A 24011-nucleotide genomic window follows, 5' to 3' on the forward strand; every position below is an offset into this window, starting at 1 on the left:
TACGTCAAAAGTCCCACGCCGCGTGCAAGGATTCTTCACATGCGCGCCACCACCATCCACGGCACTCGGGACATCAGGATCTCCGAGGTGCCCGACCCGACCATCGATGCCCCTACCGACGCCATCGTCAAGGTCGTCGCGGGCTGCGTCTGCGGCTCCGACCTCTGGCCCTACCGGGGAGAGAACCGGATCACGGCGGGGGACACCATCGGCCACGAGGCCGTCGGGGTCATCGAGGAAGTCGGGGCGGCGGTGACCAGCTTCAAGCCGGGCGACTTCGTGGTCATCCCGTTCTGTCACGCTGACAACACCTGCCCGCACTGTGCTGTCGGCATGCACTCGGTGTGTGACAACCTCGGATTCACCCACAGCGGCCAGGCGGAGTACACCAAGGTGTTCCAGGCCGAGGGCTCCTTGGTCAGGACCGACGGCATGCCCGACGAATCGCTGATCCCGTCGCTGCTGGCCCTGGCCGATGTGATGCCCACCGGCTGGCACGCAGCGACCGCGGCTCGGGTGAAGGCCGGCGACACGGTCGTCGTGGTCGGTGACGGCGCGGTCGGACTCTGCGGAGTCCTCGCTGCGGCACAGATGGGCGCCGAGCGCGTGGTCGCGATGTCGCGCCATGAGTCGCGCCAGGAGATCGCCCGGACCTTCGGGGCCACCGACATCGTCGCCGAACGCGGCGACGAGGGCGCGCAGCGGATCGCCGAGATCACCAACGGCATCGGCGCGGACGCCGTGCTCGAGTGCGTCGGCACCGACCAGTCGATCAAGACCGCCTTCAGGATCGCCCGGCCGGGAGCCACCGTCGGCTTCGTCGGCGCTCCACACGGCGTCGAGCTCCCGGTGCGCAAGATGTTCGAGCGCAACGTCGGCCTGGCCGGTGGCATGGCGCCGGTTCGGGCCTACCTGCCCGACCTGCTCGAGCGCGTCGTGGACGGCACGATCAACCCCGGCCTCGTCTTCGACCTGACCCTGCCACTCGACCAGGTGGCCGATGCCTACAAGGCGATGGACGAGCGCACAGCGACGAAGGTCATGGTGCAGCCATGAGCCGCGGCATCCGCATCACCGTCGGCGTCCTTCTGGTCCTCCTCGGGTTCCTCTTCTGGGGCCAGGGCCTCGGCGCCATCGAGGGAAGCGCGATGACCGGCAGCACCTTCTGGGCGTACGCCGGCCCCGTCATCGCCGGACTCGGTGTGGCCCTGTTGTTCGTCACGTTCCAGAAGCGCCGCTGACCAGGTTCTCGTCGGGGGAGCTGAAGTCGAGAACACCTTCCTGGCTGCGGCGAGTGGTTTCGAGACAGGCGCTGGCGCACCTTCCTCAACCATCGTGCGCTTGAGATCAGCTGCGGGCGATCTCCGCGGCTGCTGCACGCAAGGCGGCTGCCGCGTGAGGCCGGGGAACCTGGTCCGCGATCTCATCGAGGGTGCGGGCCAACAGCCACAGCAGCTCTTCACTGTGGTGCGACGTACGCCGGAGCAGGGGCAGCCGTCCGTGACACCAGCCGCGCACCAGCGGAGCGATCGACCGCGCCGGGTCGGCACCCCGTGCGTCAGCGGTGACAGCCACCCGCACCATGCGGTGCGCAGTGCAGACGATGCTGATCTCCTGGCGGGCCAGCGAGACCGGTCGGTCGTGCTTGAGGGCGAAGGTCATGTGCGTGAGGAGTCCGGCGGTGCACTCCAGATACGCAGGGGTCCCGACGCGACGAACCCCGCCCGGTCAGGTGACGGGGCGGGGTTCGTGTCTGAGCGGTTGGCGTCAGCCGCGAGCCTTGCGGATCGCAGCCTGGTCCTTCTTCGACGCGGCCACGTAGGTCTTGAAGCCGGTGCCGGCCTTGAAGGCGGGCACGTTGGTCTTCTTGATCTTGATGGTCTCGCCGGTCTGCGGGTTGCGGGCCTCGCGGGCCGCGCGCTCACGCTTCTCGAAGGAGCCGAAGCCCGGGATCTGCACGCGGTCGCCCTCGGCAACGGCGTCGCTGATGGTGTTCACGACTGCATTGAGGCCCTGTTCGGCCTCCTTGCGGGTCCAGCCGGTCTGCTCGACGATCGCGTCCACCAGTTCACGCTTGTTCAATTTCTCCACCATTTCGGGTCTTGGGGATGTCCGTACACCCCGAAACTAACGACAGGGCCCCAAGAAATCGGCGCAGGACACCCCGAAACCCCCAAGAACTGGGGGTTTCGGGGCCATCGACCGCGGAAAGCCGGGCCTGACCTGGTCGCCGGAGCCGACCGCGCGGGAGTGCCGTCACCGGATGTCCATGCCCTAGGGTGTTCCCGATTCCGGGAGGTTCGATGAAGCGCACGCTGATGCACCCGACGCGCATCGTTCCTCTGGCGTTCCTGATGGCCATCGTGGTCGGCACGCTGCTGCTCTCCCTGCCGGCGGCGACGCCCGGTCCGAACCGCCCTCCCGTGCTGACCGCTGCCTTCACCAGTGTCTCCGCGGTCTGCGTCACCGGGCTCACCACTGTCGACACCGCGACCTACTGGTCGCCGTTCGGGCAGGTCGTGGTGCTGAGCCTGATCCAGGTCGGCGGCTTCGGCATCATGACCCTGGCCACCCTGCTCGGCCTGCTGGTCAGTGGCCGCCTGCGGCTCAGCTCCTCGTTGATCGCGCAGGCGGAGACGCACACGATGAACATCGGGGAGGTGCGCCACGTCGTACGCCGGGTGGCGATCACGATGCTGTCCTTCGAGGCCGTGTTCGCGCTCATCCTGGCCGGCCGTTTCCGGGCCAACTACGACGACACATGGGGCACGGCCCTGTGGCACGGCCTGTTCCACTCGGTCTCCGCGTTCAACAACGCCGGCTTCGCGCTCTACAGCGACAACCTGATCGGCTTCGTCTCCGATGCGTGGATCGCTTTCCCGATCTGCGTCGCGATCATCGTCGGCGGCCTCGGTTTCCCGGTGCTCTTCGAGCTCCGGCGCAAGTGGCGACGACCGCGCATGTGGACGGTGCACACCCGGCTGACCGTCTACGGATCCGTGTTCCTCCTCGTGGTCGGGACCCTGGCCTTCCTCGCCCTCGAGTGGACCAACCAAGGCACCCTGGGCGGGCTGTCACCGTGGGGCAAGGTCGTCGGCGGCGTCACCGGCGGTGTCGTGCCCCGCACGGCCGGCTTCAACAGCGTCGACTACGGGGCCATCACGCCCGAGACGATGGCGGTCAACTACCTGCTGATGTTCATCGGCGGGGGCTCGGCCGGCACGGCGGGTGGCATCAAGGTCACCACGTTCTTCCTCCTCGCGTTCGCGATCTTCGCCGAGATCCGCGGCGAGCGGGACACCACCGTCGCCCACCGCAGCGTCAGTCACTCCACCATCCGCCAGGCCCTCACCGTCGTGCTGCTCGCCATCGCGGCGATCGCCACGGGGACCATGGTGATCCTGATGGCGACGGACTACGCGCTCGACGTCGTGCTCTTCGAGTCGATCTCTGCCTTCGCCACGGTCGGCCTGTCCACCGGCATCACGCCCGACCTCCCGCCCGTCGCGGAGGTGACCCTGATGGTGCTCATGTACGTCGGCCGCGTCGGCACGATCACCGTCGCCTCCGCACTGGCCTTCAGACGCGGACACCGCCACTACCAACTGCCCGAGGAGAGACCCGTCGTTGGCTAAGTTCAAGAAGGAAGAGCCCATGTCGATCATCGTGATCGGCCTGGGACGTTTCGGCACCGCTGTCGCGACCTCGTTGGTCCGGTTGGGTCGCGAGGTGCTCGCCGTCGACGAACGTGACGACCTCGTGCAGCGGTGGTCGGACGAGCTCACCCACGTCGTCCAGGCCGACAGCACCGACGAACAGGCCCTGCGCCAGCTCGGGGTCAGTGAGTTCGACCGCGCGGTGGTCGCCATCGGCACCGACATCGAGGCCAGTGTGCTCACCGTGCTGGCTCTCGCCGAGGCCGGCGTCCCGGACATCTGGGCCAAGGCGATCACCCGCAAGCACGGCAAGATCCTGCAGCGCGTCGGGGCACACCACGTGGTCTATCCCGAGTTCTCGATGGGGGAGCGGGTGGCCCACATGCTCACCGGCGGAATGATGGACTACATCGAGTTCGACGACGACTTCTCCATCGCCCGCGCCCCTGCCCCGCCGGAGACGTGGGACAAGACCCTGGCCGAGTCGTCCCCGCGGACCCGTCACGGCGTGACCATCGTCGGTGTGAAGCGCCTGGGCGAGGACTTCACGTATGCCCGCCCGGAGACGAGGGTGGCCCGACACGACCAGTTGATCGTGTCGGGTCCCACCGCCAAGGTGGAGAAGTTCTGCACGCTGCGCTGAGGGTGCCGGGTCAGTGCACGTACTTCAGCCCGACCACGCAGCCGATCAGGCCGGCGACCAGCAGCACCTTGGCCAGCGACACCGGTTCGGCGCCGGTGGCCATCGCCCACGCCACGGTCAGCGTGGCGCCGATGCCTACCCACACGGCGTACGACGTGCCGACCGGCAGCTCACGCATCGCCCAGGCCAGGCCCCCCATGCTGAGCACGAGCGCCACCACGAACGTGGCCGTGGGCACGGGACGGGTGAAGCCCTCGGACTTGTCGAGCGCGGTCGCCCAGACCGCTTCGAGGACACCGGAGACAATGAGCACGAGCCAGGACATGACGTTCTCCTCAGGCGCCGTCTTGTCGCACACCGGGTACGGCACACCTCGTCCGGGAGCCACGTCGGGCTCTTCGCTGATCGTCTCAAAGGTGCTGCGCGGGGGCAACTCGAGCGGTGCACGAAGGGCGATGCGAGACTGGGCACGTGCCCGCCACCGTCGCCGCCGTCCACCTCAGTGACACGCACGCCTTCAGCAAGGACCCGACCGACCGGATCAGGCTGATCGAAGGCCAGGGCGTGGAGGGTGACGCGCACTGCGGTGTCACCGTGCAGCACCGGTCCCGGGTGGCGGTCGACCCTTCGCAACCCAACCTGCGGCAGGTTCACCTGATCCATGCGGAACTGCTCGACGAGCTGTCGGCGTCCGGCTTCGACGTCGCACCGGGGCAGCTGGGCGAGAACGTCACCACCACCGGACTCGACCTGCTGTCGTTGCCCGTCGGCACCCGGCTCGAGGTGGGCGGCGCGGTGGTCATCGTCACCGGGCTGCGCAACCCGTGCCAGCAGATCAACACCTTCCGCGACGGTCTGCTCAAGCAGGTCGTGCGCACCAGCGAGGACGGCGCGGTCGAACGGCGCGCCGGTGTCATGGGCGTGGTCGCGCGCGGGGGAGACGTCGGCCCGGGTGACCCGATCGAGGTCACGCTGCCTCCGCAACCGCACCTTCCGTTGACCCGGGTCTGATCACCGGTTAGTCCGTGCGGAGCGGCTGCCGCCGGCTCGTCGTACGGGCGCGGTTGCCTCAGGCGGCGGAGTAGGCGCCGACCGTGCCGGGCAGCGGCTGCGGAACACACGCACAGCTGTCTGAGCACGACAGGTAGGTGTGGACTGCGTGGCCGCAGCCGGGGCACGGCAGGTCGTGCGAGAGGTGTGCCGAGTGGTTGTCCACGGTGTCCCACATGATGGTGCTCCTTCCTGCGGTGTCGTAGGTCAAGGTGTGTCCGGTTTGCCTGCTGATACCCACTTTGACCCCGACCACCGACAAGATTCATCGAATTCCCACTGAATGGGCCGTTCGAAGGGGGAGAACTACCCGATCGGGTGACCCCCACATGGCAGGGTTCGACCATGCGAGGAGCAGTCACGGTGCACATGAAGGCAGCACCCGAGAAGGTCTGGGGCCTGGTCAGCGACGTCACGAGGATCGGCGAGTTCAGTCCGGAGACGTTCGAGGCCGAGTGGACCGACGGTGCCACCGGCCCCGAGGCCGGCGCCCACTTCCGTGGCCACGTGAAGCGCAACGGCGTCGGGCCGGTCTACTGGACGAACTGCAAGGTCATCACCTGCGAGCCGGGGAGTGACTTCGGCTTCGCGGTGTACGCCGCCGGGCAGCGGGCCAACACCTGGCGCTACCAGTTGCGGGAACGCGACGGCGGCACCGACGTCACCGAGTCCTACGAGCTCGGGACCCATCCCGCGTTGCGCCTCTACGGACTCGTACTCGGCCCGTTGCGCGGGCGCACCAACCTGCGGGGCATGCGGCAGACGCTCGAACGCATCAAGGCGGTCGTCGAGGTCGGGAGCTGACGCGGTCCGTCGAGCGGGGAGGGCGCGAGCCTCGGCCACCGGGAATTGCAGGGCGAACGGACCATTCAACATGCAGTTCGCTGTTCCGGATGCTGTTTGACGCTCACGGCTCGCCGGTTCGGCATGAACTGCATGTTCGATGGTCCGCCTGTGCTCGATCGTCAGCCGCAGGTTCAGGCGCCGAGTGCGGCCACGCCCTGCTCGCGGCTCAGGATCGAGCGTGCTCGGGAAGGCCGGTCGGGAAGCCGTCGATGCTGAGCAGGTTCTTCTGCTGCTGGTAGACGTCGATGCCGTCGTCGCCCTTCTTGCGGGCCCAGTTGTCCATCAGGTCGCGTTGTCCCTGGAGCTCCATCAGCGGCACGCCGTAGCCGCACGAGGTCTGCACCAGGTCGATGTCGAGGACGAAGATGTTGCGGGCGCCGAGCATCGGCGGGAAGAGCGACTGGAGGTCGTCCCAGTCCGCGTCGTCGGGGTGCACGGCCCTGGCGTCGCCGTACAACCGCAGGATCAGCGGCTCGCGCACGAACGAGCAGAACATGATCGTCATCCGCGGGGTGTCGAGCAGGTGGGCCGCGGTCTCGTTCCCGCTGCCGGTGCCGTTGAGCCACACGACGCGCGTGGGGGAGAGGACCCGCAAGGAGTCGAGGCCCTTCGGCGAGACGTTGACCCGGCCGTCGCGGGCGGCGGTGGCCACGAAGTACATGGACTGCTCGGCGATGAAGTCGCTCAGTCGGTCGGTCAGCTCCGGGAACTGCTTGGCCATTGATCCTCCAGGTCGGCTCGTCCGGCCATCTTCACGCCGACCCTGCGGCTCCGCAAATCCTTTCGGCTGCGCGGGCTCACCATGGCAGGATCCCGTGGATGGACTCGATCAGAACGGCCGTTCCTGCGGACGCACCCGCACTGGCGGAGCTGCACCTCGACGTCTGGGACGACGGGTACGCCGGCCTGGTCCCGCAGTCGGTCCTCGACGCGCGGCGAGCCGAGCCGTCGTCGAAGCGGATCGCGCGTTGGGAGACCAGGCTCGAGAACTCGCCGACGTGGGTGGCCGAGGACGAGCAGGGCCTGGTCGGGTTCGCCAGCTGTGGACCGGGTCGCGACGACAGCGACCTGCTGGAGCTGATGGCGCTCTACGTGCGGGCCCGCGTCTACGGCACCGGTGTGGGGCATCGGCTGCTCGAGGCATCCGTCGGCGAACGGCCGGCGTACCTCTGGGTGCTCGACGGCAACACCCGGGCGATCACGTTCTATGAACGGCAGGGCTTCCGGTTCGACGGGCAGGTCCAGGACTGCGACGAGGGACCCGAACGGCGCATGGTGCGCCGCTGATCCCCATCCGCCAGTGCTGCGTGTGCAGCAGGTCCTCCCGCGGTGGCCGGGACACCGCGCCCTGCAGCTCGCAGGGGAAGCATCCGGGCTGCAGGGCGTCGTGGGTCATCGGAGCAGGCTAGCCGCGTCGCGGAAGAGGACGGGGAACGTCCGCAACCGTCCGTAGCGTGTCGGGCATGCCCATCGCACAGTTCCCGTCCTTCGTCCTCGACTGCCCCGACGCCGCCGTCCTGGCCTCGTTCTACGCCGCGATCCTCGAGTGGGAGGTGAAGGAGCAGGACGGCTGGTTCGACATCCGCGCCGACAACGGCAACTGCATCTCGTTCCAGCAGGTCGACGACTACCGGGCGCCGACGTGGCCGACCCAGGAGGTCCCGCAACAGATGCACCTGGACGTCGTCGTCGCCGACCTCGACGTGGCCGAGGATGCCATGGTCGAGCTAGGCGCCACCCGTCACGAGCACCAACCCGGCACCACGTTCCGGGTCATGCTCGATCCGGCCGGCCACCCGTTCTGTCTCTGCCTGAGTTGAGCAGCGGTGAAACCTACGGTTCGGTAACCTTGGTCTGATCCACCGGGTCTCCCCGCGGTGGCAGGCAAAGGAGAGTGGCGTGGCCGAGAGCATCGCCCATGCGGACGACGTGTCGCCCGAGGACGACACCGTGGCCCCCGGACGACCGCTGCGCCCACGGGACGACCCGTTCCACGACGCGCCGCCGAACCTCGGCACCCTCGCCGACGGCACCGTGATCCGCAGTCGGCGGGTGCGCCTGGGATTCCTCGGGCTGGTGCCGCAACGAGGGCTCACCGCCTGGCAGCTCGCGCACCGCAGCAACGATCTCGACGGGAAGGCCGAGGTCGCCGTGACCACGGTTCTCGTGCCGCGCGGCTACGACCCGACCCGGCCGCAGCGGGTGATCGCCTACCAGTGCGCGATCGACGCCATCTCCGACAAGTGCTTCCCGTCCTATGCCCTGCGCCAGGGCGCACGGTCCTGGGGTGCCCTGCCGCAGTTCGAGCTGCTGTTGATCTCCGGACTGCTCGACCGCGGCTTCGTCGTGTCGCTCTCGGACCACGAGGGCCGCGGCGGGCACTTCGCGGCGCCGCGGGAGCCCGGCCACCGGGTGCTCGACGGCATCCGCGCCGTGCTCCGCTTCGAGCCGCTCGGGCTCGCCCACGACACACCCGTCGGCATCTTCGGCTACTCGGGCGGCGGGATGGCCTCTGCGTGGGCGGCCGAGCTGGCGCCGTCGTACGCACCGGAGCTGCGGGTGGTCGGCGCCGTGCTCGGGTCGCCGGTCGGTGACCCGGGGGAGGCCTTCATCAAGCTCAACACGGGCCTCAACGCAGGGCTGCCTGCGCTGGTCGTCTCGGGGCTGCGCCATGTCTATCCGGGGTTGGCCCGGGTGATTCGGCAGCACGCCAGCGCCGGCGGCCAGAGGCGCCTCGACGCCCTCGGCGAGATGACCACGGTCAGTGCCGTGCTGCGCTACGCGTTCGACGACTTCGACGACTATCTGGATGCTCCGCTGGCCGACGTGCTGGCCCTGCCCGAGGTGCTCGCGCTCTTCGACGACCTGCGCCTCGGCAAGAACGTCCCGGCCTGCCCGCTTCTGGTGGTGCAGGCCGTGCACGACCAGGTCATCGACAAGGCCGAGGTCGACGCCCAGGTGGCCAAGTACGTCGACGGCGGCGCCGACGTTCGCTACCTCAGTGACCGGCTCAGTGAGCACATCAGCCTGATGGTGCTGGCGATGCCGACGATGCTGGGCTGGCTGGAGGATCGCTTCGAGGGCGCCGAGGTGCCCACCGGCAGCGACACCACCTTCTCCGTGGCCCTGTCGCCGCGTGCGTGGATCGGCTACGCGCGCATGCTGGCGTCGGCAGCCAGGGCCACCGTCGGCCGCGCCGGCTGAATCGTGTCGGCTGAATCGTGTCGGCTGGCCGGGTCTCCGTGCCCGTGGCACGATCGTGGGTGTGACCAGCACACCGGCCAACGACGATCGGCTGCGTGACCTCGCCCTGCTGCGCCGGGTCCGCGACCGGATGGACCGTGAGTACGCCCAGCCGCTCGACGTCGAGGCACTCGCCCGTGGGGTGCACATGTCGTCCGGCCACCTGAGCCGCCAGTTCAAGCAGGCGTACGGCGAGTCGCCGTACTCCTACCTGATGACGCGACGCATCGAGCGTGCGATGGCGTTGCTGCGCCGCGGCGACCTGAGCGTCACGGAGGTCTGCTTCGAGGTGGGTTGCTCGTCGCTCGGCACGTTCAGCACCCGTTTCACCGAGCTGGTCGGTGTGCCCCCGAGTGTCTATCGGCAGCGCGCCCCGGAAGCCCATCCGACCACCGGCATCCCTTCCTGTGTGGAGAAACAGGTCACCCGGCCGGTGCGCGAGCGATCAATCAGGAATGAAGAAGCGCCCACGTCCTGAGCGCCGCTAGCGTGAGCGCCATGAACCTCACCATCCACGCCAGCTTCCTTCCGCACACCGACCCGGACGCGTCGATCGCGTTCTACCGCGACGCACTCGGCTTCGAGGTCCGCATGGACGTCGGCGAGGGCACGATGCGCTGGGTGACCATCGGCTCGCCCGACCAGCCCGACACCAACATCGTGCTGACTCCTCTCGGCGTCGACCCTGGCGTCACGGAGGACGAGACGCGCATGATCAACGAGATGATGGCCAAGGGCACCTACGCCACCATCGTCCTGACCACGCCCGACCTCGACGGCGTCTTCGACCGGGTGCAGGCGACCGGCGCCGAGGTGATCCAGGAGCCGATCGACCAGCCGTACGGCGTCCGCGACTGCGCGTTCCGCGACCCGGCCGGCAACCACGTGCGGATCAACGATCAGGGGGAGCTGCCTCGGTAGGGTCGCGAACGTGCAGACGCAGACCCACGACCTCGAGTTCACTCCGACCGAGGTGCGAAAGCGGTTCGTCCGCTGGGACCGCGGTGAGGCAGACCGCGAGTGGGGCTGCCTGAGCGTGCTGGCAGAGCACGCGCCCGGTGTGGCCCCACGTCCGTTGCGTCGCGAGACCGGTTCCGATGGCGCCCCGGTGGTGGTCATGGAGCGGCTTGCGGGGGAGCCGCTGGGGGGCCGACCGCTCACTGCGGAGCAGACCGCGTCACTCGGTCGAGCGCTGCGTCGGATGTACGACGTCCCGAGCTCGGCCGTGGAAGCAGCCGGCATCGGCGAGCGCTTCTACGGTCCGTCTTCCCAGGTAGCCACGATGACCGAATGGCTGGGCGAGACCTACGACCTGGCCAAGTGCCAGGAGCCCGACCTGGTGCAGCTGGCGGTCGATGCTGCGACGGAGTGGTTGGCCGCGGAGTCACTGCCCGCGCCGCACCTCGGCTCTCTCGGCATTGCCGACCTGAACCCGGCCAACGTCATGTGGGACGGCCACACGTGTCGGCTGATCGACTTCGAGGACGGTGGCCTCAGCGACCCGGCGTACGAACTCGCCGACCACGTGGAGCACATCGCCGGCCGACTCGCCGGGGTCTTCGACGCCGACGCGCTGGTCGAGGCGGTCGGGTTGTCGGCGGGGGAGCGGGAGCGGTTCCACGCCTACCGTCCCCTGTGGGCGACGTTCTGGCTGGCCATGCTGCTACCCGGCAACGGCGGGTTCCACCGCAACCCGCCGGGCACCACGGAGGTGCAGGCGTCCCACCTGCTCTCGTTGCTTGCGGATCCGGTCTGACGATGTCGGTCCTGCTGCCAGAACCCACGGCAAGGCTCACGTTCGGGCGCATGGGTCCCGAGGACCTCGACGACCTGGCCGCCCTGATGGCCTCGGCCGAGGTCATGGCGTTCTTCCCCCGGACACGCTCTCGCGCGGAGGCCGCCGAATGGATCGAGTGGAACCAGCAGGGCTACGCCAGGGACGGCTTCGGACTGTGGGTGCTGCACGACGCGAACGGCACCTTCGTCGGGCAGTGCGGCCTGTCCTGGCAGTGGATCGACGGTGCCGAGCACCTCGAGGTCGGCTATCACCTCATGCCCGAGCACCAGGGCCGCGGGCTCGCGACGGAGGCCGCACTGGCCAGCCGCGACTTCGCACGCATCCGGGGGATCACTCGCCTGATCGCAATCATCCACCGGGACAACCTCGCCTCACAGCGAGTTGCCGGGAAGATCGGGCTGGCGCTCGAGAGTCAGGGCCCCAGCGCGCTCGGCGTACCGACGCGGATCTACGCCACCACGCTCTGACACATGCATAGGCTGGGGTGCATGGCCACGCACCCGCTCTGGAACCCCTTCGAGACTCCGTCGATGGAAGAGATCGAAGCCGCACGGGTCTCCATCGGCGCCTGGACACCGCAGTCCGTCGAGGTCGTCGCGCCGGATCCGTCGTGGCCCGCGGCGTACGACGTCGCACGTGGTCAGATCGTTGCCGCGCTGGGGGAGCGGGTGCTCTCGATCGAGCACGTGGGTTCGACCTCCGTGCCCGGTCTGTGGGCCAAGCCGATGATCGACGTCGACCTGACGGTTGCCGACTCCGCCGACGAGGCCGCGTGGTTGCCCGACCTCGAGGCCGCGGGTTTCACGCTGCGTGTGCGAGAGCCCGAGTGGGAGGAGCATCGTTGCCTTCGCGGCGAGGAGCCGGCGGTCACGCTCCACATCTTCTCGCCGGGTGCGCGCGAGCCTCGACGACACAGGCTGTTCCGTGACTGGCTGCGCACCCACGCAGAGGATCGCGACGACTACGCCGCGGTGAAGCGTGAGGTGGCGGCCAGAGGATTCACCGACGTGATGCGCTACAACAACGCGAAGGGGGCGTTCATCTACGACCTCTACGAGAAGGTCTTCGCCGGCGACCCTTCGCACGATCATGATCCGCACCCGCGACCGCCGACCGTGCTGGTGATCGGCCTGGACCCGTATCGCGTCCTCGGGCCGTGGGATTCCGAACCAGTGGCGACCGCCATCGAGGCTGCGACCGTGACCTTCGCCGAGCGTGGCTACGATGCGACGAACTGCCTGGTCGGACTGGACGGCAGTGACGACATCCCCGCAGTGGTGGCCACGGCGCTGCAGTCGCGTCCGTGGGACTGCGTCCTCGTCGGGGGCGGCATCCGCAAGCAAGCGGACTTGCTCGAGGTCTTCGAGGAGATCGTCAATCTCGTACGTCGCCACGCCCCGCACGCCGCCATCGCCTTCAACAGCACGCCCGAGAACATCGTCGAGGCCGTGGACCGCGCAGTTCGTTGAGGGCCACACGGGGGAGCGGCTCGTGGAGTGACCTAGCGTGTCTCTCGAGCGCACATGCCCACAGAAGGAGTTCGCCATGGCCAGGGCCGAGAACGTCATCGTCACCGACAACCGCGAGGCACACCACTACGAGGCCCACGTGGACGGCGTACTCGCCGGATTGCGTCGTTGGCCCGTCGACCCTGATCGGTTGGCCGAACCCGCGCCGGGTGAACCATCCGATGGCGAGCCAGGTGCCCAGCAGCGAGCAGACCATCGCCAGTCCGCCGCTCAGGAGCAGTGCCCGCATGAAGTCCAGCCTCTCGTCCGATGATCGGTCCCTGCGATGGGCGAGGGAGTCGTCGAGCCGCCTATTGTGCGCATGGTGGCGCGAAAAGTCGGTCGAGGCTCACCGACGAGCACCCGATTGGCTCAGCGACGGAAAATGCCGTCTTCTGCGAGGTTGTGCTCTCTCACCCGATCTGACGTTTTCAGGCAGCCCCGACGTGTGGTGAGCCAACTTCAGTTGAGACTGGAGGCAGTCGTGTGCCTCCATGAAGTTGACGCAACCGTCCGGGTCCTTGCGTCGGACGAGCACCGAGAAGGCGTTTCAGACCTGCCGGAAGAGCTCGTGCCTAACCGCCGATAACGTACATTATGTCAATTACTGCAGGTGATTACCTCGGGAGATCGATGCGCTGGACCGCTCGAGCCGCCTGTGCAAGGTCACTCCAGAAACGATGCCTGGTCCGGATGCGCGGGCCACCACACGTCGTCATGATCGGGCGGTTCGCCGCCGACGGGTGCCAGGGCTTCGGCGCGCGCTTCATTGAAGGTCTCGGGAAACGTGATGGGTCGAAGTCCATCAAAGTGATAGACAGACGTGTCATTCACCTCTGAGAGGGTCAGATCACGCGGTTCGATGCCGGAGCCGACCACCACCGCGTCGACCGCGGCGCAGGTGCCCACCAGGAGCCACGGACGCGTGCCGGTCCGTGTCGATGATGACACCTGCTCCCCCGGCTCATCTCGAGTCGAGGACGATGCCCGTCAATTCACTCAGGGAACCGATTCGATGAGTGGCCCGGGAGAAGTCCTGTGACTTGGTGAAGTCGTTGTGAACGATGGCGCAGTCGATACCGGCCGCCACGGCTGAGTTCAGCCCTCGCGACGAATCTTCGACGACCAGCGCTTCTTCCTTTCCGGCTCCGAAGCGCCGCAAGCCGGTGACATACGGCTCTGGATGCGGCTTTGCGAGGTTGTAGTCCTCGCGAACCAGGACGAAGTCCATGAACTGTCGGATGTGACGCTTCTCGTGGATGATCTCGAAGTCCACACGCTTGGCAGTCGTCACGATGCCCATGCGCACGTATTTCGAGAGTTCAGCAAGGGCGTCGACGACGCCCTCTATCTCGATGGCTTCGGTTTGCAGGTGTTCCTGGTAGTAGTGATCGCGAACCTCCCGTTGCCGGTCGAGGGTCTGCTCATCGATTCCTGCCGCCCTGGCCTGGGCCCACGTGCCGATCGCGTTGCCCATCCCCCGCAGGTATTCCTCCTGGTCGAGGGTGAAACCGATGTCCGCAAGGGCACGTTCACCGGCCTTGTAGTACCAGAACTCGGTGTCCACAAGAACGCCGTCATGATCGAAGAGGATGTACTTCTTCACCTTCGTGATCCCTTCCCAGCAGTGAGAGCAACAAGATGTGGCCGCACGATGCTGAGCAACTGCCGGTGGGTCGAATCGTCCGCCGCGACGAGCAGGCCTCTGCCTTCGCCGAGCGAACCACCGGCCAGGTCGGTCACCACGCAGCCGGCTGCCCGGCACAGCTCGATCCCGGCCGCGAAGTGCACGTTGTCCACGAATCCGCCGTCGCTGACGTAACCCGCTCTCCTACCGGCCGCGACCCAGGCGACCGCCAGCGTCGAGGAGACGACCCGCGGTCCGAACGCGGCTCTGAACTCCGGATCGGCAAGCAGCTGAGGCCCCACGAAGGAGCGGTCGAGCGGGCCATCGCAGTTGACGTCGACGAGCCTGGAGGCCACCGACGGCAGCGCCCTCTCGTCGACGCCGTCCTTGCGGACCCACGCGGCCACACTGTCGCTCCAGAAGGTCTCCCCCGCGATCGGATCAGTCGAGGCAGCTGCCAGAGTGCCCCTCTCGCCGATCAACGCGACGTTCACGGCCACGAGTGGTGTCTGCGCCGCGAAGTTCAAGGTGCCGCAGAGTGGGTCCACCAGCCAGCGGCGGCTGGCTGCGCCTTGTGATTCACCGGTCTCCTCCCCCAGGAAGCCGTCGCCGGGTCGCCGTACGGCGAGAACCTCGCGGATCACGCGCTCGGCAGCAAGATCGGTGTCCGTGGCGAAGTCGTTGCCCGACTTGGCATGACGGATCACCACCCCGCCGTACGCCTCTCGAACCTTGGCCGCACCGGCCTCGGCAGCTGAGATCGCGACCTCCACATCCGACAGCTCGGCGCCCGTTGCCTGTGTCATGGGTCCCGCAGCGGGAACTGCTCGACGTAGCTGTTCACACGCGCCAAACTACACAGACCCCGTCGCAACCGGCCTAGCATCGTGCGAGATGACGCGATTCGAACCGGGGACGACCCTTCAACGGCGCGTGGTCCTCCACGGACAGCTCTGGTTCGCGCAGCCTGCCGTCGTCGTACACGACGACGGCGACGTCCTGGCGATTCGGGTGGACCCCGGCTCCGCATTCCACTTCCCGGACCATCCACACGGGCCGCATCCCTGGTCTGGGCGCACGGATTGGGGCGAGACGATCGTCTTGCAGCTCTACCGCGCCGGCGACCTCTACAGCGCCTGGAAGGTCTTCGCCCACGACGGCACATTCCGGCACTGGTACGTCAACTTCGAGGCTCCGGTCATCAGGAGCTCGACGGGCATCGACACCGACGACCACGGACTCGACCTGATCATCCGGGCGGACGGAACCCGGGAGTGGAAGGACGTCACCGACCTCCATCACCAACGCACCGAAGGTCGCATCACGGAGCAGACGGTGATCGACGTCTTGTGTGCCGCGGCTGGAGTCGAGGACGCCCTGCGCGACGGTGACCACTGGTGGCGGGACTGGGACGACTGGACCCCTTGAAGGTGAGCCCTCAGGTCGTGCGGGTCGCGTCGCCCGATCCGCCGTTGTCGATGACCCAGGTTGCTCGCTGCCGTGGTCGGCAGGAGTCGAGATAGAGACGCTGACCCTCGACGTAGCGTCGCGTCAGTGGATCGGCCGAGTCAAGCTCCAGGCCATCGCGTTTCCCCTTGCGGGCAAGGGAAATCTCTGTCTCGACGTCGAGAAAGATGGAGTGGTCCCACCGGCCGAAGAGTTCATCCCGAAGGAGGAACAGTCCCTCGACGAGGACGATGGTCCCGTGGCCGGCGTACTGCCGCGGGTGAGGCACAACGACGTCTCGAGCACGGTCGACCACGCCGGCGCGGAACCAGCCGTCTCCGCCCGGGCCGAGGGGCTCGAGCACGTGCCGGGTCAGGGACCCGTAGTCGTAGCTGTCGTGGAAGTAGCCCTCGGGTGAGTTCCGGCCCTGCCTGTGACGCACGGAGCTCGTGTGGAGGAAGTCATCGACATGGATCACCAGGACGCTTCGTGCGAGCACCCGCAGCTGGTCTGCCAGCGACTGGGCGAAGGTGGTCTTCCCACTCCCGTCGACACCGTCGATCGCCACGAGCACCCGCCGTTCGGGTCGAGAGTCGGCGAGCGCTTCGGCGACAACGGCGACATTGAGGGGCATTGCCGGATCCTCGCATGTTCGGCCGAGGCGTTCCTTGCCGCCGCGAGCTCCTAGTAGTCGTAGCCGTTTCCCGTGTCAGGACTGGACGAGGTGTCCGACGGGGCCGCTCCCCCGGCGTCCACGACGTGCCAGGTGAAGCTCACGCCGTCGAACTCGTCGGTCACGTCGTTGCCGGTGACCTCGCCGGATCCTTCCATCGTGAAGGTGTAGACCGGGGCGCCCTCGAAGGTGACCTGCTTCTCGTCAGTGTCGGGCCGGGTCAGGGTGCCGAAGTCACCGGTCGTGGCCGAGCCGGACGCGATCACCGGCTTCCAGACGTCGAGGCAGGAGCCGGTGCACAGCACCTTGCCCGACTTCTCCTCCTCGGCGACGTAGACCGCGCGGCCATCTGCGTCGACGTACACGTCGCCGGCACTGCCGATGCTGCGGACCGAGAGCGGTCCGGTGTCCGTGTCGGAGCCGGCGGTGTCGTCGTCGGAACCTCCATCGTTGCCACAGGCCACAAGGGTCGTGGCCAGGCCGGGTACGACGAGCACGACCAGGATCAGCTTGTTGATTTTCATGGGATCTCCAGTGGGTCAGGGCGACAGGGTGAGCACGGCCTTGTCCGTGCGGTTGCGCACCTCGACCGTGGCGATCTCGTCGAGGTCCAGGGAGGTCGACCCGTCAACGGTCGTCGTCTCCCCCGGTACGACCGCCCAGGTCGCCAGCTGCTGGACGGTGCCGTCGTTGTCGGTGACGACCAGTCGGTAGGTGCCCGGACGATAGCTGGACGTGTCGTCGTACCAGCAGTGCAGGCGAATATGAGTGCCCCAGGCCTTGGCGTCAAGGACGGCCTCGGCCTGAACCGGGCTTCCGGCCGCGACAGCAGTCATCTCGATCGCGCTCGGGTCGGCGGCCGGCGGGGGCGGCCGGAGGCCGATGAAGGCGCCAGCCGCGATGGCGATGACCACAGCTGCTGCTGCCGCCGCGACAAGCACGACGCGTCGCCTGCGCGCGCGACGGCGGGCCACCTCGGCAAGCAGTGCGGGCAGCAGGCTCTCGGGCACCGGACCCGGGGCGTCGACCAGGTCGGGCTGCGGCGCCTTGGCCAGGAGCCCCGGCAACCCGCTGAGACGAGTGACACTCGCGGAGCAGTCGGCGCAGCCACGCAGGTGCGTTTCGAAGTCGCGGCGCTCCTCGGGGCTCAATGCGCCGAGGAGGTACGCCGCGTCGTACGTCGAGTAGTCGTCAGTCATCCTCGACTCCCATCTCCTGGAGCACCAGGCGCAGCGAGGTCAGCGCATAGTGGAGACGCGACTTCACGGTCCCGTCGGGCACCCCGAGACGACGCGCTGCCTCGGCCGTCGTGTGGCCGCGGTAGTAGCACTCCACGATCACGTCGCGATGGGCACTCGACAACCGCTGGAGCCCGTCGGCGACGAGCCAGGCCTGGAGGGCGGCGTCGGTCTCGTCGTGCGACGGCGGCTCCGGAGGTGAGTCGGTGACCACCTCGGGGTGCCGCACGCTGCTGCGCCACTCATCGATCGTGATGCGCCGCGCCACCGTCAACAGCCACCCTCGCGCGGAGCCGCTGGAGCGCGCCAGGACCTCTGGGTGACGCCAGGCGCGCAGCAACGTCTCCTGCACGACGTCCTCGGCCCGGCCGCGGTCGCCGTTGGTCAAGGCCAGGGCGTAGGCCCACAGCGCGGGAGCGTGCTCGTCGTGCAGGGCCCGCATCAGGTCTGCCTCTTGCGTCACCACCGTGCCTCCGCGACCGTCCGGTCAACTCCAGCATGTCCCACACCCGAGAACACGACGACGGTTCGCGAAAGGTTCAGTCGAACGGCGCTGACTCCGACGGCTCACTCCGGCAGCGCTGGTCCCGACCCGGGCCAGGACCAGCGCCGCGGATCCGTCAGCGGCCGAGCTCTGCGGCGATCAACTGGCGGTGGGTGCGCTGGATCTTCGTGAACGACGCGGGCGCCGACTTCTCGCTCGTGACGCTGCGCTGGGAGCCGGCGAACCCTGCCGGGAAGCCGTTCTCCGGTGTCATCTCCGGCTTGGTGGGCTGGTAGAGCCAGGCGTCGAAGAACGACGCCAGGTCCTCACCGGAGTGCGTCTCGGCGAGAGTGATGAACTCCGAGATCTCGGCGTTCCCGTAGCGGTGATCGGCGGCCCAGTCACGCATGGTGGCGAAGAAGGCGGCGTCGCCGATCCGCACCCGCAGGGCTTGCAGGGTCATCGCACCGCGGTCATAGACGGCACCCGCGAACTCGTGCCCGGCACCGGGGTCACCGATGACCCTGGTCCAGAACGCGTCGTTGCCCTGGTAGTAGTCCCAGTACTCGTCGAAGAGCTCGGCACCCGTGCCCTCGCCGTGGTCCTCGGACCACAGCCACTCCGTGAAGGACGCAAAGCCCTCGTTGAGCCAGATGTCGCGCCAGTTGTGCACCGACACCGAGTCGCCGTACGACTGGTGGGCGAGCTCGTGCACGACCACGTAGATGTTGGGCCCGCCACGCCAGAAGCCCCGGGTGTAGACCGGACGCGTCTGGTTCTCCAGCGCGAAGCCGAAGTCGGCTGCGGGTGCCACGCCACCCATGGCGTCGAAGGGGTAGGCGCCCCACTGGAGCGACGCCCATTCGACGACCTCGGGGGTGCGCGCAAGATCAGCTGCGGCGTACTCCCCCTCCGCGCCGCCATCGGAGGCGACCGCGGTGACCACGGGCAGTCCTGCCGGGGAGGTGCTCTGGGTGATGTCGTACTGGCCGGACGCGAAGAAGGCCAGGTAGGTCGCCATCGGCTTGGACTCACGCCAGTGCCAGGCACGGGTGTCGCCGTGGAGCTCGTTGGAGACCAGGACGCCGTTGCTCAGCGCTTCCTGGTCGGCGGGCGTGGTCACCGTGACGTCGAAGGTGGCCTTGTCGCGGGGATGGTCGTTCGACGGGTACCACCAGGCCGCGATCTCGGGCTCGCCGACGGCTGCGGCTCCGGTGCTGGTCTGGATCCACGGCGAGGCGCCGTACTCGGGGATCTCGATGCTCGAAGGCTGCCCCGCGTAGACCACTCGAACCTTCATCGTCTGGCCCGGCCGCAGCGGACTGCGCGGGGTGACGACGAGCTCGTGCGGCTTCGCGGTGAAACCGGCCGCCTTGCCGTTGACCTGGACGGATGAGACGGGCAGCACGAAGTCGAGGTCGAAGCTGCGGAGCCGGTCGGTGGCAGTGGCGGTGACGGTCGTGGTGCCGGCCAGCGTGTCGGTGGCCTTGTCGTAGGAGACCGCGATGTCGTAGTGGGCGACGTCGTAGCCGCCGTTGCCGTAGAGGGGGTAGTACGGGTCCCCGATGCCGGGGTCGCCGGCTCCGGGCGGTGCTGCGGCGGCAATCCCGATGGGTAGTGCGAGTGCTCCCGCGGACACCAGTGCGATCCGGCGCATCAGGCCGATGGACATGTTTCCTCCCGAGTTGGACCGCTGTAGCGGCCTCTAGGTTGCGTGACCCACCCACACAACCAGACCCGGTCTGCGCCGTCGAGCGCAAAAGTCGAGCGAGCTCACCGTCACAGGATCGTGAGGGTCACCGTGGTCCCGGCGTCCATGGTGAGCGTGGTCAGCTCGAGCGAGGTTCCGTCGTCGACGTCGAACTCCTTCTCGTCGGAGTTCAGGTTGATACCGCCGCCGTCCTGCTTCGTCGACATGGCCTGGTCGGTCTCGACCGTGATGCCGTCATCGCGGATGTCGGTGACCTCGAACGTCATGGGGCCACCCACCACGGCGACCTCGAACGTCTCTCCTTCGGCGACGTCCACCGTGGTGGTCTTGGGATCGGCCTGCCCCTTGCTCCACCCGCTCCAGTCCTCAGAGACCACTTTGAGCTCGACCGAGCCGGGACCGGACGCCTGCTGGTCGGAGCCCTCGTCCCCACAGGCGGCAAGCAGCCAACCGCACAGGGCGAGCAGGACCAGGGGAAGGAGTCGGCGAGGGGGAACCCGTGTGATCGTCATGACAGTCGGACGTGCCCGTCGACGAACCGGTTCCCGCCTCGTTCTACGCTGGCCCGCCCGGCCTTCTCATCAAGGGACCCACACATGACCCGCACCATGCGCGCGCTCGCCAGCGCCGCCGCCGTCACCGCGCTCGCGTTCACCGGCGCCTGCTCCGACGACGACACCACGTCCGACTCCACGTCCGACTCTTCGACCTCTCCCACCGAGTCGGAAAGCTCGGGTGGCGGCCACGCGTTGCCCGAGGGCTGGCCGATCCACTCGCTGCCGATTCCGCCGGGCGGCACCGTCGAGGACGAGAACGTCACCGCCGACATGGTGTTCTTCCACGTCGGCGGGGTCGAGGCCGACGAGGGCATGGCCTTCTACGACACGGCGCTCCCAGAACTGGGCCTGACGCGGAGCAAGTCCGCGGTCGTCGATCCCGTGGCCTACGAGAGCAGTGAGCTGAAGGTCATCGTCCAGTCGGGCGACTTCGGCGACGTGACCCTCACCGTCACTCGTCCCTGACTCGTCACGCCACAGGAGGCGACCATGGCTTACTTCGAGCGGCTCGGAGCGACCCGCTTCCGGGCCACCGAACACGTCAGCGGTGCCTGGGACGTCACGACCCAGCACATCGCCCCGGCGCTAGGGCTGCTGGCGCACGCCGTCGAGGCCGACCACGCCGAACGTCGTACGGACCGACTGGTGGTCAGCCGGCTCTCCTACGACATCCTCGGCACGCTGCCGGTCGACGTCATGGACGTCGAGGTCGAGGTGATCCGCCCCGGGCGCACGATCGAGCTCGTGCAGGCCACCGCGTCGTACGCCGGGCGGGCCGGCGTGATCCTGCGCGCCTGGCTGCTCGAACCCCGCGACACCAGCGGGATCGAAGGCACCCCGCTCCCCCGGATCCCCGGACCCGACGACATGCCTGCATGGAACCCGTCGAGCCTGTGGCCGGGCGGCTTCATTGCATCCGCCGAGCTGCGTCGTGTCCAGGAGGCGCCGGGGCGTGGCACGTTCTGGGCGCGCACTCCCCTGCCTCTCATCGCGAACGAGAAGACCAGCGAACTGGCTCGGTTCACCGGCCTGCTCGACATCGCCAACGGGATGACCGTGCGAGAGGACCCGACGCATGTGGCCTTCCCCAACGTCGACCTGACCGCGCACTTCTTCACCGAGCCGCGAGGCGAGTGGGTCGGCTTCGACACCAGCGTCTCGTTCGGAGCGGGTGGGCTCGGCCTCACCAGCAGCGTGATCCACGACGTCCACGGCCCCGTCGGCACGGTGTCCCAGTCACTGACGGTGCGGCCGAACTGAGTCGTTCGTCAGCGCGAGGAGAGCGCTGCCCTGAGCCGAGCGATGACACCGGGACGCTTGGGTTTCTCGGCCGGTGTCTTCCCGAAGACCTCGAGGGGCGGGTCACCGAACACGATGCCGTCCTTGCCGTTCGCCTTCACCGGAAAGACGACGCCGTCCTTGCCGTTGGCACGAACCTTCTGCATGTTCCTGTAGAGGTCGCTGCCGAATCCCTTGCTCATCGCCATCCCCGCTTCCGGGTCGCTCGAGGGAGCGCCCACGTGCTACCGACACTACTCGCGCGACGCCGGCCAGGAGTCGAAAACCCGGTCGCGTTCGAGAGGCCCCACCAGACACACTGGTCGCGATGAGTTCCGGTCATGCATCGGACCCGACCAGCCGACCCGTCACGGAGCCCACCATGCAGAGCCTCACCACGCCCGTCACCGCCGACCTGATCCGCGGAGCCCTCGACATCGAGACGACCGAACGCGGCGTACTCCCCCACCGGCTGCCGCCGAAGGCACGTGCTCAGGTCAACGACGAGCAGCTGAGGATGGCCGAGGCTCAGCCCTCGGGCTGCCGCATCGCGTTCCGCACCTCAGCCTCCTGGATCGAGCTGGACTCCGTGCCGACCAAGCGCGTGTACGTCGGAGCGCCGCCGCGTCCCGACGGCGTCTACGAGCTGGCGGTCGACGGTGACGTGATCGGTCGAGGAAGCGTCACGGGCGGCAACACGATCACCATCGACATGACCGCCGGCACCTTCTCCCACGACGTCGGGGACCCCGGCACCGTGCGCTTCGACGGTCTGCCGGACGGCGACAAGGACGTCGAGATCTGGCTGCCTCACAACGAGACCGCCGAGCTGGTCGCCCTGCGCAGTGATGCGCCACTCGAGGTTGCCGCGCCCTCGGACCGTCCGGTCTGGCTGCACCACGGCAGCTCGATCAGCCACGGCACCGACTCACCCAACCCGACCGGCACCTGGCCGGCCATCGCCGCACGCCGGGCCGGGGTCGAGCTGGTCAACCTCGGGTTCGGCGGCGGCGCCGTGCTGGACCCGTTCACGGCGCGGGCGATGCGCGACACCGCGGCCGACCTGGTGACGGTGAAGATCGGGATCAACGTGATCAACCTCGACGCGATGCGCCTGCGCACCTTCGCCCCGGCGGTGCATGGCTTCCTGGACACGATCCGCGAGGGCCACCCGACGACTCCGCTGGTCGTGATCTCGTCGGTGCTCTGCCCGATCCACGAGGAGACGCCCGGCCCGAGCGGTCCGGACATGGAGGCGCTGGGCCGGGGTGAGATGCGCTTCGTGGCCACCGGCAACCCGTCCGAGGTGCCGGCGGGCAAGCTGACGCTGCGCGTCATCCGCGACGAGCTGGCCCGCATCGTCGCCGACCGGACGGCCCACGACCCACACCTCCACCACCTCGACGGCACCGAGCTCTACGGCGTGGCCGACGCCGCCGACCTGCCCCTGCCGGACGGGCTGCACCCCGACGCCGCCACTCACCGGTTGATCGGTGAGCGGTTCGTCGAGCTGGTGCTGGGTCCGCGTCTGGGCTGACCTGCGGCCTATCGCCTGCGCGCCACGAGGTGTGCGTGCGGGGTCTTCTCGTCCTCGAGCCGGGCCCGCACCAGCGACGCCACCACGTCGAATCCCCTGTCCTGCAACAGGATTGCGAACCTCTCGGGGTCGATGCGGTGGAAGTCCAGCTCGATCGCGTGACCGCCCAGCTCGTCGATCCGGCGTACGCCATCACCCATCTGGAAGGCCACGGCGAGGTGCCCACCCGGGCGGAGCACGCGGTGGAACTCGTCGAGGGCGTCGGGCAACCGTTCCGGCGGGAGATGGATCAGCGAATACCAGGTCACCACGCCGGCCAGCGTCCCGTCGGCGTACGGCAGCTCGAGCATCGAGCCCTCGGAGAACGACAGGTGGGGCTGGTCCGCGCGCGCGATCCCCACCATCTCCGGCGACAGGTCGAGACCCGAGATCGAGAGCCCCCGGTCGTGCAGGAAGGCCGTGGTCTCGCCCGGTCCGCTGCCGACCTCCAGCACCTCTCCCCCACCGTCGGCCAGCACCAGCTCGGCGTAGGCGGTCAGCATCGCGCGGAAGAACGGTAGTTCTTCGATCTCGCCGGCGAAGGTGGCCGTGTAGTCGGCCGCGATCGTGTCGTAGCCGTGGCGGGTACGTCGGAGAAAGTCTGGCTCAGTCATCGGCGACAGGCTAACCGGGTGAGGAGCCGACACACGGGGGCCACGCGGGGCCGTAGGGTTGCG

Annotated in this window: 35 protein-coding genes and 1 riboswitch; of the genes, 19 read left to right on the top strand and 16 right to left on the bottom strand. The window is 68.2% G+C overall.

Translation table 11 applies throughout. From position 1 onward, the window contains the following. Nucleotides 1-39 precede the first annotated feature (39 nt). Nucleotides 40-1056, top strand: a complete 1017-nt coding sequence (locus tag ASD66_RS12940; protein WP_056891141.1) for a zinc-dependent alcohol dehydrogenase family protein — start codon at nt 40-42, stop codon at nt 1054-1056. Continuing rightward, on the top strand, nt 1053-1241 hold the full coding sequence (locus ASD66_RS12945) for a hypothetical protein (protein ID WP_056678242.1): 189 nt from the start codon (nt 1053-1055) through the stop codon (nt 1239-1241). The genes ASD66_RS12940 and ASD66_RS12945 overlap by 4 nt, the downstream gene beginning before the upstream one ends. Before the next feature lie 106 nt (nt 1242-1347). Here ASD66_RS12945 and ASD66_RS12950 read toward each other — a convergent pair whose 3' ends face one another. Both ASD66_RS12950 and ASD66_RS12955 read right to left on the bottom strand, forming a co-directional pair. Then, a complete protein-coding gene (locus tag ASD66_RS12950; RefSeq protein WP_056678243.1) occupies nt 1348-1662 on the bottom strand; it encodes a hypothetical protein in 315 nt (104 codons plus the stop codon). Nucleotides 1663-1767: 105 nt separating this feature from the next. After that, a complete protein-coding gene (locus ASD66_RS12955; protein ID WP_162250919.1) occupies nt 1768-2094 on the bottom strand; it encodes an HU family DNA-binding protein in 327 nt (108 codons plus the stop codon). Nucleotides 2095-2303: 209 nt separating this feature from the next. Here ASD66_RS12955 and ASD66_RS12960 point away from each other — a divergent pair, with 209 nt between their 5' ends. Next, nucleotides 2304-3635: a TrkH family potassium uptake protein gene (locus tag ASD66_RS12960; RefSeq protein WP_056678247.1), complete on the top strand. Its 1332-nt coding sequence runs from the start codon at nt 2304-2306 to the stop codon at nt 3633-3635. Between the two features lie 19 nt (nt 3636-3654). Then, the gene (locus ASD66_RS12965) at nt 3655-4299 is read left to right on the top strand and encodes a potassium channel family protein (protein WP_056891142.1); all 645 of its coding nucleotides are present in this window, start codon (nt 3655-3657) and stop codon (nt 4297-4299) included. 10 nt (nt 4300-4309) lie between these two features. Here the strand turns inward: ASD66_RS12965 and ASD66_RS12970 are convergent, their stop codons facing one another. Continuing rightward, nucleotides 4310-4624 (bottom strand): DMT family transporter, encoded by a 315-nt coding sequence (locus ASD66_RS12970; RefSeq protein WP_056679416.1) that lies wholly within the window; start codon nt 4622-4624, stop codon nt 4310-4312. 11 nt (nt 4625-4635) lie between these two features. After that, nucleotides 4636-4699: riboswitch (guanidine-III (ykkC-III) riboswitch) on the bottom strand. A gap of 71 nt (nt 4700-4770) precedes the next feature. Here ASD66_RS12970 and ASD66_RS12975 point away from each other — a divergent pair. Beyond that, nucleotides 4771-5310, top strand: a complete 540-nt coding sequence (locus ASD66_RS12975) for an MOSC domain-containing protein (RefSeq protein WP_056891143.1) — start codon at nt 4771-4773, stop codon at nt 5308-5310. Between the two features lie 58 nt (nt 5311-5368). Here ASD66_RS12975 and ASD66_RS24945 read toward each other — a convergent pair whose 3' ends face one another. Continuing rightward, entirely contained in the window at nt 5369-5527 is a 159-nt protein-coding gene (locus ASD66_RS24945; protein WP_200950022.1) for a hypothetical protein, read from the bottom strand. Between the two features lie 167 nt (nt 5528-5694). Here ASD66_RS24945 and ASD66_RS12980 point away from each other — a divergent pair, with 167 nt between their 5' ends. Then, nucleotides 5695-6153 carry an SRPBCC family protein gene (locus ASD66_RS12980; RefSeq protein ID WP_056891144.1) on the top strand — a complete coding sequence of 153 codons (459 nt, stop codon included), beginning with the start codon at nt 5695-5697 and terminating at the stop codon, nt 6151-6153. A 208-nt stretch (nt 6154-6361) separates the two neighbouring features. Here the strand turns inward: ASD66_RS12980 and ASD66_RS12985 are convergent, their stop codons facing one another. Next, nucleotides 6362-6916 (bottom strand): pyridoxamine 5'-phosphate oxidase family protein, encoded by a 555-nt coding sequence (locus ASD66_RS12985; RefSeq protein ID WP_056891145.1) that lies wholly within the window; start codon nt 6914-6916, stop codon nt 6362-6364. A gap of 98 nt (nt 6917-7014) precedes the next feature. Between ASD66_RS12985 and ASD66_RS12990 the strand changes: the two genes are divergently transcribed. The 9 genes from ASD66_RS12990 to ASD66_RS24950 all read left to right on the top strand — a co-directional run bounded on the left by ASD66_RS12990 (nt 7015) and on the right by ASD66_RS24950 (nt 13018). Continuing rightward, on the top strand, nt 7015-7482 hold the full coding sequence (locus ASD66_RS12990) for a GNAT family N-acetyltransferase (protein WP_056891146.1): 468 nt from the start codon (nt 7015-7017) through the stop codon (nt 7480-7482). Nucleotides 7483-7658: 176 nt separating this feature from the next. Then, entirely contained in the window at nt 7659-8015 is a 357-nt protein-coding gene (locus ASD66_RS12995) for a VOC family protein (RefSeq protein WP_056891147.1), read from the top strand. 79 nt (nt 8016-8094) lie between these two features. Further along, nucleotides 8095-9399 carry a lipase family protein gene (locus tag ASD66_RS13000; protein WP_082599474.1) on the top strand — a complete coding sequence of 435 codons (1305 nt, stop codon included), beginning with the start codon at nt 8095-8097 and terminating at the stop codon, nt 9397-9399. 130 nt (nt 9400-9529) lie between these two features. Continuing rightward, nucleotides 9530-9916, top strand: a complete 387-nt coding sequence (locus ASD66_RS13005) for a helix-turn-helix transcriptional regulator (RefSeq protein ID WP_235530119.1) — start codon at nt 9530-9532, stop codon at nt 9914-9916. 20 nt (nt 9917-9936) lie between these two features. Beyond that, nucleotides 9937-10359, top strand: coding sequence for a VOC family protein (locus ASD66_RS13010; RefSeq protein ID WP_056678276.1), 423 nt, complete (start codon nt 9937-9939; stop codon nt 10357-10359). A gap of 10 nt (nt 10360-10369) precedes the next feature. Beyond that, nucleotides 10370-11194 carry a phosphotransferase family protein gene (locus tag ASD66_RS13015; RefSeq protein WP_056678278.1) on the top strand — a complete coding sequence of 275 codons (825 nt, stop codon included), beginning with the start codon at nt 10370-10372 and terminating at the stop codon, nt 11192-11194. 2 nt (nt 11195-11196) lie between these two features. After that, nucleotides 11197-11703: a GNAT family N-acetyltransferase gene (locus ASD66_RS13020; protein WP_056891148.1), complete on the top strand. Its 507-nt coding sequence runs from the start codon at nt 11197-11199 to the stop codon at nt 11701-11703. Nucleotides 11704-11724: 21 nt separating this feature from the next. Beyond that, on the top strand, nt 11725-12705 hold the full coding sequence (locus tag ASD66_RS13025) for a GrpB family protein (RefSeq protein WP_056891149.1): 981 nt from the start codon (nt 11725-11727) through the stop codon (nt 12703-12705). Between the two features lie 76 nt (nt 12706-12781). Next, nucleotides 12782-13018: a hypothetical protein gene (locus ASD66_RS24950; protein ID WP_200950023.1), complete on the top strand. Its 237-nt coding sequence runs from the start codon at nt 12782-12784 to the stop codon at nt 13016-13018. A 392-nt stretch (nt 13019-13410) separates the two neighbouring features. Here the strand turns inward: ASD66_RS24950 and ASD66_RS13030 are convergent, their stop codons facing one another. Genes ASD66_RS13030 through ASD66_RS13040 form a run of 3 tightly spaced genes read right to left on the bottom strand, consistent with a single transcriptional unit; the run spans nt 13411 to nt 15177 of the window. Then, nucleotides 13411-13653 carry a hypothetical protein gene (locus ASD66_RS13030; protein WP_056891150.1) on the bottom strand — a complete coding sequence of 81 codons (243 nt, stop codon included), beginning with the start codon at nt 13651-13653 and terminating at the stop codon, nt 13411-13413. Nucleotides 13654-13708: 55 nt separating this feature from the next. Next, nucleotides 13709-14350: an HAD family hydrolase gene (locus ASD66_RS13035; RefSeq protein WP_056891151.1), complete on the bottom strand. Its 642-nt coding sequence runs from the start codon at nt 14348-14350 to the stop codon at nt 13709-13711. Further along, nucleotides 14347-15177, bottom strand: a complete 831-nt coding sequence (locus tag ASD66_RS13040; RefSeq protein ID WP_056891152.1) for an inositol monophosphatase family protein — start codon at nt 15175-15177, stop codon at nt 14347-14349. Before ASD66_RS13040 ends, ASD66_RS13035 begins: the two co-directional genes overlap by 4 nt. An 88-nt stretch (nt 15178-15265) precedes the next feature. On the opposite strand from ASD66_RS13040, the gene ASD66_RS13045 reads away from it, so the two are divergent. Then, a complete protein-coding gene (locus tag ASD66_RS13045; protein WP_162254272.1) occupies nt 15266-15799 on the top strand; it encodes a DUF402 domain-containing protein in 534 nt (177 codons plus the stop codon). Between the two features lie 10 nt (nt 15800-15809). Here ASD66_RS13045 and ASD66_RS13050 read toward each other — a convergent pair whose 3' ends face one another. The 6 genes from ASD66_RS13050 to ASD66_RS13075 form a co-directional block, all read right to left on the bottom strand. Next, complete coding sequence (locus ASD66_RS13050; RefSeq protein ID WP_056891154.1) at nt 15810-16451, bottom strand: hypothetical protein; 642 nt, start codon at nt 16449-16451, stop codon at nt 15810-15812. A gap of 50 nt (nt 16452-16501) precedes the next feature. Next, entirely contained in the window at nt 16502-17014 is a 513-nt protein-coding gene (locus tag ASD66_RS13055) for a hypothetical protein (RefSeq protein WP_056891155.1), read from the bottom strand. Between the two features lie 15 nt (nt 17015-17029). After that, nucleotides 17030-17689: an anti-sigma factor family protein gene (locus ASD66_RS13060; RefSeq protein WP_056891156.1), complete on the bottom strand. Its 660-nt coding sequence runs from the start codon at nt 17687-17689 to the stop codon at nt 17030-17032. Further along, nucleotides 17682-18194: a sigma-70 family RNA polymerase sigma factor gene (locus ASD66_RS13065; RefSeq protein ID WP_414858575.1), complete on the bottom strand. Its 513-nt coding sequence runs from the start codon at nt 18192-18194 to the stop codon at nt 17682-17684. The genes ASD66_RS13060 and ASD66_RS13065 overlap by 8 nt, the downstream gene beginning before the upstream one ends. Before the next feature lie 154 nt (nt 18195-18348). Continuing rightward, nucleotides 18349-19884 carry a M1 family metallopeptidase gene (locus ASD66_RS13070; RefSeq protein WP_056891157.1) on the bottom strand — a complete coding sequence of 512 codons (1536 nt, stop codon included), beginning with the start codon at nt 19882-19884 and terminating at the stop codon, nt 18349-18351. A gap of 107 nt (nt 19885-19991) precedes the next feature. After that, nucleotides 19992-20435: a hypothetical protein gene (locus ASD66_RS13075; RefSeq protein WP_056891158.1), complete on the bottom strand. Its 444-nt coding sequence runs from the start codon at nt 20433-20435 to the stop codon at nt 19992-19994. Nucleotides 20436-20519: 84 nt separating this feature from the next. Between ASD66_RS13075 and ASD66_RS13080 the strand changes: the two genes are divergently transcribed. Next, a complete protein-coding gene (locus ASD66_RS13080) occupies nt 20520-20945 on the top strand; it encodes a hypothetical protein (RefSeq protein WP_056891159.1) in 426 nt (141 codons plus the stop codon). Between the two features lie 24 nt (nt 20946-20969). Beyond that, nucleotides 20970-21740, top strand: coding sequence for a thioesterase family protein (locus ASD66_RS13085; protein WP_056891160.1), 771 nt, complete (start codon nt 20970-20972; stop codon nt 21738-21740). Nucleotides 21741-21748: 8 nt separating this feature from the next. Here the strand turns inward: ASD66_RS13085 and ASD66_RS13090 are convergent, their stop codons facing one another. Further along, complete coding sequence (locus ASD66_RS13090) at nt 21749-21961, bottom strand: hypothetical protein (protein ID WP_156388657.1); 213 nt, start codon at nt 21959-21961, stop codon at nt 21749-21751. A gap of 179 nt (nt 21962-22140) precedes the next feature. Between ASD66_RS13090 and ASD66_RS13095 the strand changes: the two genes are divergently transcribed. Then, nucleotides 22141-23295 (top strand): GDSL-type esterase/lipase family protein, encoded by a 1155-nt coding sequence (locus tag ASD66_RS13095; RefSeq protein WP_056891161.1) that lies wholly within the window; start codon nt 22141-22143, stop codon nt 23293-23295. An 8-nt stretch (nt 23296-23303) separates the two neighbouring features. Here the strand turns inward: ASD66_RS13095 and ASD66_RS13100 are convergent, their stop codons facing one another. After that, nucleotides 23304-23948 (bottom strand): class I SAM-dependent methyltransferase, encoded by a 645-nt coding sequence (locus ASD66_RS13100; protein WP_056891162.1) that lies wholly within the window; start codon nt 23946-23948, stop codon nt 23304-23306. Nucleotides 23949-24011: the final 63 nt, after the last annotated feature.

The organism is Nocardioides sp. Root151, assembly GCF_001427925.1.
GTDB lineage: Bacteria > Actinomycetota > Actinomycetes > Propionibacteriales > Nocardioidaceae > Nocardioides.